3 protein-coding genes and 3 rRNA genes are annotated in these 12,413 nt (G+C 67.7%); all 6 read right to left on the bottom strand.

What is annotated here, in order from left to right; all coding sequences use genetic code 11:
- Positions 1–142: 142 nt before the first annotated feature.
- The gene (locus ACFQH9_RS07665) at positions 143–4,201 is read right to left on the bottom strand and encodes a hypothetical protein (protein ID WP_379565212.1); all 4,059 of its coding nucleotides are present in this window, start codon (positions 4,199–4,201) and stop codon (positions 143–145) included.
- Positions 4,202–4,280: 79 nt separating this feature from the next.
- The gene (gene ettA, locus ACFQH9_RS07660; RefSeq protein ID WP_379565211.1) at positions 4,281–5,957 is read right to left on the bottom strand and encodes an energy-dependent translational throttle protein EttA; all 1,677 of its coding nucleotides are present in this window, start codon (positions 5,955–5,957) and stop codon (positions 4,281–4,283) included.
- Positions 5,958–5,982: 25 nt separating this feature from the next.
- Positions 5,983–6,498, bottom strand: coding sequence for a single-stranded DNA-binding protein (locus tag ACFQH9_RS07655; RefSeq protein ID WP_379565210.1), 516 nt, complete (start codon positions 6,496–6,498; stop codon positions 5,983–5,985).
- A 382-nt stretch (positions 6,499–6,880) separates the two neighbouring features.
- Positions 6,881–6,997: ribosomal RNA gene (gene rrf / locus ACFQH9_RS07650) — 5S ribosomal RNA — on the bottom strand.
- A 133-nt stretch (positions 6,998–7,130) separates the two neighbouring features.
- Positions 7,131–10,260, bottom strand: a 23S ribosomal RNA gene (locus tag ACFQH9_RS07645).
- Between the two features lie 626 nt (positions 10,261–10,886).
- Positions 10,887–12,405, bottom strand: a 16S ribosomal RNA gene (locus ACFQH9_RS07640).
- The 16S, 23S and 5S rRNA genes sit together here, the layout of an rRNA operon.
- Positions 12,406–12,413 lie beyond the last annotated feature (8 nt).

Below are 12,413 nucleotides of genomic sequence, written 5' to 3'. Positions count from 1 at the left end.
ATCGCGACGGGTGAGAGGTCGGCCGCGGACGCTCGTCGGCGACGGGGTCTCCCGAGGCCGCGCCCGACACTGCACACCCCGGCGCGGCCCTGTGCAGGGGCTGGTGGTGGGCTCGTCCACGCTCGCGTAGGCCGCGGGCTCGTCAGAGCCCGCGGTAGACCGCCATCGCGCCGGCGAGCAGATCGCCGAGGCCCAGGGACTCGGTCGGCGCCCCCGCCGGCGCCTCCGCGTCGCGCTCCCGGTCGGTGTCCTCGGGCGCTCCCTCGGACGCGGTGCTCTTCGTTCCGCTCACACCCCCGCGCCCGCGCGACGCTCCCTCGGGAGCGGTGCTCTTCCTTCCGCTCGCACTGCCGGCCTCGCGCGACGCCCCCTCGGCGGAGCCGCCGTCGGACCCGCCTCGGCCCGTCGTGGCCGCCTGATCGCCCGCGTCGCCGAGGGTGCGTCCCACTGCCACGGCGCCGTTCGCGGCGCCGCTCGTCGGGGCGAGGGGGTCCGTTCCGCGGGGCCCGAAGCCCGCTCCGCTGCCCCGGTCGTCCTCGCCCTCCGCGGTGCCGCGGGCCTCGGCGGACTCCGCGGCCCGCCGGTGCCGCCGGCCACCGCTGCCGGGCCGAACGGCCAGGTCCTCGAGCCGGAACGCGCCGGAGGAGGACCGGACGCCCGCCGAGCGCTCCGCCCCCGTTCCCGGCGGCGCGAAGTCCTGGATCAGCTGGACCCCGGTGGCACCGTCCGTGCCGTGCACGGTGCCCCGCAGCCGGGCCCCCCGAAGCTCTCCGCCGACGTCCACACTCGCCGCCAGGTCCCGCAGCACGGGGTGCAGCCACGCCGCCGTCTCGGCCCGGTTCCGCCCCGGCAGGTCGATCCGCAGGGTGCTCGGGTCCTCGGTGCGCACGCGCCCGCGGCTCGGCAGGTGCCTGCGCAGCCGCTCGGTGAGCCCGCGCAGAACCCGTTCGGCATCCGGTGATCCGACCCGCCGGTCTCCGTCCATCAGATCGAGCACCACGGACGTGCCGACGGCGTCCGGGTCGGACTCGCCGGCGGCCGTGGCCACCGGCTCGGGCCGGTCGATCGGGAGCGAAGCACTCGACAACGCGTCCGGCTTCCCCCAGACCCGGTCCAGCTCGGCGATCGTCGAGCGGAGCCAGTCGTCCGCCGCGCGGGCAGCGGCCGAGGGCTCGATCCGCTCCGCCGTCGGAGCCTGGTCCTGCGCCCGCACCGGCTCCCCGGCGCGGCCTCGCTGCGCCGTCGAGCTGCCGGCTCCCGTCACGCCTTCCGTCGGTACCGGACGGTCCGCCCGCAGAGCGCTCTCGCCTCGCGTCGGCCGGTCCGCCCGATCCCACTCGCCTGCCCGCGCCGGCTCCGCAGCACGCCGCTCGACCCCGTCGGCGTGCACCGCACGCTCCGTGGCCCCGGACCACGTCGGCTCGTCGGCAGGCGTCGATCCCGCACGCATCCCCCCGGTGCCGCGCGACGACGTCCCTGTGTGCTCCCGGACCCTCGACGGCGCCGGCTCGCCCGCACGCGGGAGGGTCGCCGCGCCGTCCGACGGGCGGGTACGCGAGGCCCTCGTCCGGTCCGGATCCCCTGCGTGCGCCGTCCCGGCCGCCTGACCCGACTCCGGGACCGCCGACGAGGTCGGCGCCTGCGCGAACGGGCGCTGCTCCTGCGCCGCTTCGCGCGCCCGACGCCGTGCAGCACGCCCCCCGCCTGCCGCCCCGGCGAGAAGGTCCGCGACGCGCCGAGCGCCCGGCCGCCCCTCCTCCGCGAACCGGTTCGCGGAGCGACGGGAACGCGGCTGTCCGCCCTCACCCGGTCCGACGCCCTGCGGGTCGTCCCCCGGCTCCGCGCCCGCAGCGCGAGCAGGTGACCCGTCCGGCCGGTCGACACCGCGCGCACCGATCTCTGCGGAGGTGCTCGATACGCTCGCGTCCGGGGCGCCCTCGTGAGCACCGCGCCCCGCTCGACCCGCAGCAGCCGCGCTCGCCGCGGTGTCCTGCGCGATGTTCGGGCCACGCTCACGATTCGACGCGCTGCGCTCGACGGGCTCCTCGCTGCCCCCGTCCAGTCCCTCGGCGGGGAGAGCGGCGGTCACGTCGTCGGGACGTCCCTCCTGAGCCTCCCCGGCGCGGTCCTCGTGGCCGGACGCACCGGCGCCCGGACGCCCCCGATCGTCGCCCGCGAAGCCGCTGACATCGCTCCACCGACCCCTGGCCCGCAGCTCGGAAATCAAGGCGTCCCCGAGCAGCGCACCGGAGGACGCGGTGTGCCGCGGGTCGGGCTCCTCGATCGGGACCGCCGTCGCCATGGTCCGCCGGCGCGGCTTCGCGGGCCGGTCCTCCGTGTCGGCCCCGTCCCGCTTGTCGGCCGGCTCCCCCGACGACGGGGCGGCATCCGAGGCACCGTCGAGCAGCGCCCGCCATCCACTGCTCCCCCGACCGCGAGCCCACTGCGGCGCCGCAGGACGGCCGTTCGTCGTCGCGTCGTCCGCACCGGCGCGACGAAGCGGCTCGTGCCCCGCATCGATTGAGCCGTCCCGCCCGTCGCTCAGCGCATCCCACGCGCTGTCCGCCGTCACTGCCTCGGTTGCCCCGTCCTCGCCGACACGATCGATCGACGGGGCGCGGCGACGACGGCCGTCCCGTCCCTCGAGGCCGCCGATGTTCGGCCCGGCCTGGCCCCCGTCGTTCCGAGTACCGATCGACGCGGCAGGACCCCCCTCGTACCCGGAGCCCGTCGACATCGCATCGTCACTGCCGGCAGGAGCACCGACACCGGCCTCGCGCTCGTCCTTCCGCCGCCGGCCCGCCCGCACCTGCGGCTCCTCGCCGGACCCGCTCCCGGCTCGACGCCGCCGACCGCCTGTCTCGCCAGAGGTCGTCGCCGCCACCGGCCGTTCCGCCGCTCGTGGCTCGGCCAAGGGATCGCTGATCGAGCTCCACGCCGCAGGCAGGATCCCGGCGTCGAGTCCACCGAGCAGGGCGTCGATCGCGCTGGGCGGGCCGCCGAGCGCGGCCGTTCCCGCGGTTCGGGCCGCGCCGTTCGACTTCTCACCCGACCACGGCGCACCCGCCGAGACCCCCGCGGGGGGTGCGGCCGCCGCCCTACCGCCGGAGGACCCGGTGGAGGCACCGACGCTCCCGCCGGCCCGCCGGACGGTCGGCGCGCCGGCCCCGACCAAGCGGTCCGCGGCCGCCGACACCACCTCCCGGAACCGCCGGCCGCGTTCGGCGTCACGGTGCTCCGCCTCGAGTCCGGCGCGGGTCGCGGCCAGGGCGACGTCGAGCCGGCCCTGCTTCTCCGCCAGCTCGCCGAGTGCGACGCGACAGGCTCCCTCGAGGCCCGGGCAGTCGACCGTGGCCGCGTACTCGGCGGCCTGGGACAACGCCCGCTCCACCGCGGCACCGTCGTCGGCCGTCGCCTGCGCGACGACCAGCCGGAGCTGCGCGGCCTGCCGGGTGGCCCTCGCCGCCTCGCGGGTCGACACCGCCACCGCCAGGGCACGCGCCTCCGCGGACCGCCGGGCCTCGAGCAGGGCGCCCAGTCGCTGTGCGGTGAGCGCGTCGACCAGATGGGGGGCCACCGACCGGGTTGCCGCATCGTCGGCGACCCCGAGCATCCGCAGCCCCTCGGCAGCGGCCTCCGCGGCCTCTGCCGTACGTCCGCCCTCGCGCGCGAGCGCCGCCCGGGCGAGTGCCACGGCCGCCGCGAACGTGGGACCCGGCAGGGCGCGGGCCTCCGCCCGGGCCTCGTCGAGCAGGGTGCGCACGGCCGCCTCCCCCTCGGCGCCGGCGCACCGGAGGAGGACGAGGCGGGCGTCGACGCGGGTCTCCGGGGACTCCGCCCGCTCCAGGACGGCCTGCGCGAGGCGCCGGGCGAGAGCGGAGTCGCCGTTGTCCCGGCAGGCGGAGGCGACCTCGACGACCAGGCGGGATCCCGCCGGACCGGCGGGATCGAGCTCCGACGCGGCCACCGCCGCGAGCGCGTCGACGACCGCCGCCCGGCCGTCGCCGACGGCGGCGGTCCCGTGCACCCGCCACCCGAGCCCGCTGAGCCACAGGGCCGGGTCGCCGGAGCGCGCGGCCTCGGCGACGTACCCCGCGAGATCAGCCGTGAGATCCGGCCTGCTCCACCGCAGCGACGCGGCGACGTCGATCATCGCCGCCCCGGAGATCTGGTCCCCGTCGTGCCGGACCACTTCGGACATGCACCCTCCCGTGCACCCCGGCTCCGGGGTCGCTCCCGCTGCTGCTCCGTGACCTCAGGCCAGCGGAGAGTGATAGCTCTCAGTCACGGGTCAGCTTACGGTGCGTCACACGGTGCGGTCGCGCGGCCTCCGCCCCGAGCCGCTCGACCTTGTTCTTCTCGTACGCCTCGAAGTTGCCCTCGAACCAGAACCAGCTGGCCGGGTTCTCGTCCGTGCCCTCCCACGCGAGGATGTGGGTGACGACGCGGTCCAGGAACCACCGGTCGTGGGAGATCACCACGGCGCAGCCCGGGAACTGCTCCAGCGCGTTCTCCAGCGACCCCAGGGTCTCGACGTCGAGGTCGTTGGTGGGCTCGTCGAGCAGGATGAGGTTGCCGCCCTGCTTGAGCGTGAGCGCCAGGTTCAGCCGGTTCCGCTCGCCGCCGGACAGCACGCCCGCGGGCTTCTGCTGGTCCGGTCCCTTGAACCCGAACGCCGCGACGTAGGCGCGCGACGGCATCTCCGTCTGCCCGACGTGGATGTAGTCGAGCCCGTCGGAGACGACCTCCCACACGTTCTTCTTGGGGTCGATGCCGGCCCGGTTCTGGTCGACGTACGACAGCTTCACCGTGTCGCCGATCTTCACGTCGCCCGAGTCCGGCTTCTCCAGGCCGACGATCGTCTTGAACAGCGTGGTCTTGCCGACTCCGTTCGGCCCGATGACACCGACGATGCCGTTCCGGGGGAGCGAGAACGACAGGTCCTTGATCAGCTGTCGCCCGTCGAAGCCCTTGTCCAGGTGCGAGACCTCGACGACGGTGTTCCCGAGCCGCGGGCCCGGCGGGATCTGGATCTCCTCGAAGTCCAGCTTGCGGTGCCGATCCGCCTCGGCCGCCATCTCCTCGTAGCGGTCGAGCCGCGAGCGGCTCTTGGCCTGGCGCGCCTTCGGGTTCGAGCGGACCCAGGCCAGCTCCTCCTTCAGGCGCCGCTGCAGCTTCGCGTCCTTCTTGCCCTGGACGGCGAGCCGCTCCGCCTTCTTCTCCAGGTAGGTGGAGTAGTTGCCCTCGTAGGGGAAGGTGCGGCCGCGGTCCAGCTCGAGGATCCACTGCGCCACGTTGTCGAGGAAGTACCGGTCGTGGGTGACGGCGAGGACCGCGCCCGGGTAGGAGCTGAGGAACTGCTCCAGCCAGAGGACGCTCTCGGCGTCGAGGTGGTTCGTCGGCTCGTCGAGCAGCAGGAGGTCCGGCTTCGACAGCAGGAGCTTGCAGAGTGCGACCCGTCGCCGCTCACCACCGGAGAGGTGGCTGACCTCGGCGTCCGGGGGCGGGCACCGCAGCGCGTCCATCGCCTGCTCCAGCTGGGAGTCGAGCTCCCAGGCGTCGGCGTGGTCGAGCTCCTCCTGGAGGGTGCCCATCTCCTCCATCAGCGCGTCCGAGTAGTCGGTCGCCATCTGCTCGGCGATCTCGTTGTACCGGTCGAGCTTCTGCTTGATCTCGCCGACGCCCTCCTCGACGTTCCCGAGGACGGTCTTCTCCTCGTTCAGCGAGGGCTCCTGCTGGAGGATGCCGACCGTCGCCCCGGGCGCCAGGTACGCCTCACCGTTGTTGGGCTGGTCCAGCCCCGCCATGATCCGCAGCACGCTCGACTTGCCGGCGCCGTTCGGCCCCACGACACCGATCTTGGCCCCCGGGTAGAAGCTGATCGAGGCGTTGTCGAGGATGACCTTGTCGCCGTGCGCCTTGCGCACGTTCTTCATGGTGTAGATGAACTCCGCCACGCCCACGATGGTAGTTCCGCTCGGGTCAGGCCCTCACGGCCGGTACGGCCTCGGCCGCCGGCCCGAGCCGCTCGTGGTCCGGCCCGGGCCGCGGCTCGAGCGGCACGCCCTCCTGGGGCGTGCCGTCGGCCTCCGCCATCGGCAGGCCCGCCTCCTCCACGAGGCTCCCGTCCGACGTCCTGCGCACCCTGGTGACGGCCGCCATCGCCGTGTTCAGGTCGGGGCCGACCGCGTCGGCCACGAGGGTGACCGCGGTACGCGTTCTGCCCTCCTGCTCGTAGTCCCGGACGTACAGTCGGCCGTGCGCCATCACGGGGTCGCCCTTGACGAAGGAGCCCTGCACGTTGCGCCCCAGGTGCCGGCGCCAGATGTCGACGGACACGTAGGAGGTCGACGACTCCTTCCACTGCCCCGTCACCCGGTCCAGGTAGCCGTGGTTGCAGGCCATCCGGAAGGAGACGACCTCACGGCCGCCGCCGAGGTCCCGGGTGACCGGGGTGTTCGTCAGCCGGCCCACCACCGTCGTCAGGATGTCGGTCATCGTTCTCGCTCCTCGTTGTTCGTCGATCCGGTGCCTCAAGCATCTGGCACCGCGAGGGGCTCGGCGGGGCGAAGGCGATTCCTGTGGACACCCGCACGGGGATGAGGATGGAGCGCCGACACCCGCCACACGATCCGGCAGAAGTGTCAGTGGAAGCTGGTAGGGGGCGACTCCTCGAGCCCCGCGCCTTCTTTCTCATCCCCCTTCTCGATGAAGGTTGATATCCCCTCCGCCTGCCACCACGATCCCCTCCCGAGCAGCGGCGAACGGCACTCTCGCTCGTTGCCGGTGAGGGGCAAGGGCCGCCGGTCGGTCGGCCCGGACCGAGAACGCGAAAAAGGCCCCGGAACCGTAGTTCCGGGGCCTTTCCCTTGAGGTTTGATGTCGGCGGCGACCTACTCTCCCACACCCTGGCGAGTGCAGTACCATCGGCGCTGGAGGGCTTAGCTTCCGGGTTCGGGATGGGACCGGGCGTTCCCCCTCCGCCATGACCACCGACAACACTATTCACCTATCCCCCCGCGCCGCCCCGGAACCGGGGCCAGCCGAGGGTCGAACACCAACCACCCCACCCGCGAAGCGGGCGAAAGGGTTGTGTGCTCAGGGTCACACAGTGGATGCGAACAACTCGTTGTGGCAAGCCCTCGGCCTATTAGTACCAGTCAACTCCACCCCTCACAGGGCTTCCATCTCTGGCCTATCAACCCAGTCGTCTACTGGGGGCCTTACCCACGCCAAGGTGGTGGGAGACCTCATCTTGGAACGAGCTTCCCGCTTAGATGCCTTCAGCGGTTATCCCTTCCGAACATAGCCAACCAGCCATGCACCTGGCGGTACAACTGGCACACCAGAGGTTCGTCCGTCCCGGTCCTCTCGTACTAGGGACAGCCTTCCGCAAGTCTCCTACGCGCGCGGCGGATAGGGACCGAACTGTCTCACGACGTTCTAAACCCAGCTCGCGTACCGCTTTAATGGGCGAACAGCCCAACCCTTGGGACCTACTCCAGCCCCAGGATGCGACGAGCCGACATCGAGGTGCCAAACCATGCCGTCGATATGGACTCTTGGGCAAGATCAGCCTGTTATCCCCGGGGTACCTTTTATCCGTTGAGCGACACCCCTTCCACCAGGAGGTGCCGGATCACTAGTCCCGACTTTCGTCCCTGCTCGACCCGTCGGTCTCACAGTCAAGCTCCCTTGTGCACTTACACTCGACACCTGATTGCCAACCAGGCTGAGGGAACCTTTGGGCGCCTCCGTTACCCTTTAGGAGGCAACCGCCCCAGTTAAACTACCCACCAGGCACTGTCCCTGAACCAGATCATGGCCCGAGGTTCAGACACCCAATTCGACCAGAGTGGTATTTCAACAACGACTCCACGACCACTAGCGTGACCGCTTCCCAGTCTCCCACCTATCCTACACAAGCCGAACCGAGCACCAATACCAAGCTGTAGTAAAGGTCCCGGGGTCTTTCCGTCCTGCCGCGCGTAACGAGCATCTTTACTCGTAGTGCAATTTCGCCGAGTCTCTGGTCGAGACAGCGCCCAAGTCGTTACGCCATTCGTGCAGGTCGGAACTTACCCGACAAGGAATTTCGCTACCTTAGGATGGTTATAGTTACCACCGCCGTTTACTGGCGCTTAAATTCTCCGCTTCGCCCCGAAGGGCTAACAGGTCCTCTTAACGTTCCAGCACCGGGCAGGCGTCAGTCCGTATACCTCGTCTTGCGACTTCGCACGGACCTGTGTTTTTAGTAAACAGTCGCTTGGGCCTGGTCTCTGCGACCGGCCGCCCCTAGCCCGCACGGGGCTTCAAGACAACCGGCCCTCCTTCTCCCGAAGTTACGGAGGTATTTTGCCGAGTTCCTTAACCAGAGTTCACTCGATCGCCTCGGTATTCTCTACCTGACCACCTGTGTCGGTTTCGGGTACGGGCCGCAACAGCACTCGCTAGAGGCTTTTCTCGACAGCATGGGATCACCCTACTTCGCCTCAATCGGCTACGCATCACCTCTCACCCCCGCCATCCAAGGCAGACCCCCGGATTTACCTGGGAATCGGGCTACAGGCTTACACCACGACAACCACCGCGTGGCGGAGCTACCCTCCTGCGTCACCCCATCGCTTGCCTACTACCGCATCGGGCCCCACGCTCCCCCAAACCCCCTCGCCCCGAAGGACTCGGAGGCGGGTTCGGATGGTTAGCATCAACGACCTCGGCAGGGACGCACTATCACGAGCACGGGAATATCAACCCGTTGTCCATCGACTACGCCTGTCGGCCTCGCCTTAGGTCCCGGCTCACCCTGGGCGGAACAACCTGGCCCAGGAACCCTTGGTCATCCGGCGGCAGAGATTCTCACTCTGCATTCGCTACTCATGCCTGCATTCTCACTCGCACACCCTCCACCACTCGATCACTCGGCGGCTTCACCGGATGCACGACGCTCCCCTACCCAACAACACCACTACACCATCACCCCAAACAGGGCTCCGGCGGATGCATGTGTCATTGCCACGGCTTCGGCGGTGCGCTTGAGCCCCGCTACATTGTCGGCGCAGGACCACTTGACCAGTGAGCTATTACGCACTCTTTCAAGGGTGGCTGCTTCTAAGCCAACCTCCTGGTTGTCTCGGCGATCCCACATCCTTTCCCACTTAGCGCACGCTTAGGGGCCTTAGCCGGTGATCTGGGCTGTTTCCCTCTCGACTACGAAGCTTATCCCCCGCAGTCTCACTGCCGCGCTAACAGTACCGGCATTCGGAGTTTGGCTGACTTCAGTAAGCTTGTCGGCCCCCTAGGCCATCCAGTGCTCTACCTCCGGTACCCACCACACGACGCTGCACCTAAATGCATTTCGGGGAGAACCAGCTATCACGGAGTTTGATTGGCCTTTCACCCCTACCCACAGCTCATCCCCCAGGTTTTCAACCCTGGTGGGTTCGGGCCTCCACGACGTCTTACCGACGCTTCACCCTGGCCATGGGTAGATCACTCCGCTTCGGGTCTACACCCCGCGACTCCAACGCCCTGTTCAGACTCGCTTTCGCTACGGCTACCCCACACGGGTTAACCTCGCCACGAAGCATAACTCGCAGGCTCATTCTTCAAAAGGCACGCCATCACCCCGAAAGGCTCTGACGGCTTGTAGGCACACGGTTTCAGGTACTATTTCACTCCCCTCCCGGGGTACTTTTCACCTTTCCCTCACGGTACTCGTCCGCTATCGGTCACCAGGAAGTATTTAGGCTTAACGGGTGGTCCCGCCAAATTCACAGCGAATTCCACGAGCTCGCTGCTACTCGGGTATACGGTCCATCATGCGCTGCGCGTTTTCGCGTACGGGGCTCTCACCCACTACGGCGACCCTTTCCAGAAGTCTTCCACTAACACACAACCACACAATCCGAGGTCCGGCAGAACCCCGACGACCACAACCCACGACACCGCATCCGCAACCCCTGCCGGGTCTCACACGAACACGGTTTAGCCTCCTCCGCTTTCGCTCGCCACTACTCACGGAATCACGGTTGTTTTCTCTTCCTGTGGGTACTGAGATGTTTCACTTCCCCACGTTCCCCCCGTACGACTATGAATTCATCGCACGGTAACGCCCCATGACGGGCGCTGGGTTTCCCCATTCGGACACCCTCGGATCACAGCTCGGTTGACAACTCCCCGAGGACTATCGCGGCCTCCCACGTCCTTCATCGGCTCCTGATGCCCAGGCATCCACCATGTGCCCTTACACACTTGACCACAACAAGATGCTCGCATCCACTATGCAACACTCAACACACAACCACACCCACGCATCCCGACACACCACCATCCACACCGATCCACGACCAGGCGAACGTTAGGCGGCCCCGCGCAGGGCGATCCGAAGAACACACCACAAAGGGTGTCCTCTCAGGACCCAACAGCGTGCCGAACCATACCAACGAATACCGGAACCGGAACGATCGTGTTCCANTGCTCGCATCCACTATGCAACACTCAACACACAACCACACACCAGCACCCACGCCGCCCACCACCCCCACACCGGGAAGCGTTAGGACGACCAGCACCGGCCGCGGCCCGAGAACCACACCCACCAGGGTGTNGGAACCGGAACGATCGTGTTCCACCCAGCACCCCGAAACGAGGTGATTCAGTGATAAGGAGGACCGGACATCCAGCCGGAGCCGGCCTNACCCAGCACCCCGAAACGAGGTGATTCAGTGATAAGGAGGGACCACAACCCCGAAGAGCTGCCGACCACATCCCACCAACACGGTGAGACTCCTTAGAAAGGAGGTGATCCAGCCGCACCTTCCGGTACGGCTACCTTGTTACGACTTCGTCCCAATCGCCAGTCCCACCNCGGTGAGACTCCTTAGAAAGGAGGTGATCCAGCCGCACCTTCCGGTACGGCTACCTTGTTACGACTTCGTCCCAATCGCCAGTCCCACCTTCGACGACTCCCTCCCCAAGGGGTTGGGCCGCCGGCTTCGGGTGTTACCAACTTTCGTGACGTGACGGGCGGTGTGTACAAGGCCCGGGAACGTATTCACCGCAGCGTTGCTGATCTGCGATTACTAGCGACTCCAACTTCATGGGGTCGAGTTGCAGACCCCAATCCGAACTGAGACCGACTTTAAGGGATTCGCTCCACCTCACGGTCTCGCAACCCTCTGTATCGGCCATTGTAGCATGTGTGAAGCCCTGGACATAAGGGGCATGATGATTTGACGTCATCCCCACCTTCCTCCGAGTTGACCCCGGCAGTCTCCCATGAGTCCCCACCACTACGTGCTGGCAACATGGAACAAGGGTTGCGCTCGTTGCGGGACTTAACCCAACATCTCACGACACGAGCTGACGACAACCATGCACCACCTGCACACCAACCACAAGGGAAGCCCTATCTCTAGGGATGTCTGGTGCATGTCAAACCCAGGTAAGGTTCTTCGCGTTGCATCGAATTAATCCACATGCTCCGCCGCTTGTGCGGGCCCCCGTCAATTCCTTTGAGTTTTAGCCTTGCGGCCGTACTCCCCAGGCGGGGCGCTTAATGCGTTAGCTGCGGCACAGAGACCGTGGAATGGCCCCCACACCTAGCGCCCAACGTTTACGGCGTGGACTACCAGGGTATCTAATCCTGTTCGCTCCCCACGCTTTCGCTCCTCAGCGTCAGTATCGGCCCAGAGACCCGCCTTCGCCACCGGTGTTCCTCCTGATATCTGCGCATTTCACCGCTACACCAGGAATTCCAGTCTCCCCTGCCGAACTCCAGTGATGCCCGTATCGACCGCAAGCCCAGAGTTAAGCCCCAGGTTTTCACGGCCGACGCGACACACCGCCTACGAGCTCTTTACGCCCAATAATTCCGGACAACGCTCGCACCCTACGTGTTACCGCGGCTGCTGGCACGTAGTTGGCCGGTGCTTCTTATCCAGGTACCGTCACTTCCGCTTCGTCCCGGTCGAAAGAGGTTTACAACCCGAAGGCCGTCATCCCCCACGCGGCGTCGCTGCGTCAGGCTTCCGCCCATTGCGCAATATTCCCCACTGCTGCCTCCCGTAGGAGTCTGGGCCGTGTCTCAGTCCCAGTGTGGCCGGTCGCCCTCTCAGGCCGGCTACCCGTCGTCGCCTTGGTAGGCCATCACCCCACCAACAAGCTGATAGGCCGCGGGCCCATCCCCAGCCGAAAAAACTTTCCACCCGATCTCATGCAAGACCAGGTCCTATCCGGTATTAGACCCGGTTTCCCAGGCTTATCCCAGAGCTGAGGGCAGGTCACCCACGTGTTACTCACCCGTTCGCCGCTCGTGTACCCCGAAGGGCCTTACCGCTCGACTTGCATGTGTTAAGCACGCCGCCAGCGTTCGTCCTGAGCCAGGATCAAACTCTCCAACAAAAACTGGC

Origin of the sequence: Pseudonocardia lutea (assembly GCF_042658055.1) — a bacterium.
Lineage (GTDB): Bacteria > Actinomycetota > Actinomycetes > Mycobacteriales > Pseudonocardiaceae > Pseudonocardia > Pseudonocardia lutea.
Note: the sequence above shows the minus strand (reverse complement) of the source record. Positions and strands in the feature narration are given on the sequence as shown.

Coding starts and splice junctions, on each gene's coding strand:
- ACFQH9_RS07665 (WP_379565212.1), bottom strand. CDS start 4,201: ATGTCCGAAGTGGTCCGGCACGACGGGGACCAGATCTCCGGGGCGGCG.
- ACFQH9_RS07655 (WP_379565210.1), bottom strand. CDS start 6,498: ATGACCGACATCCTGACGACGGTGGTGGGCCGGCTGACGAACACCCCG.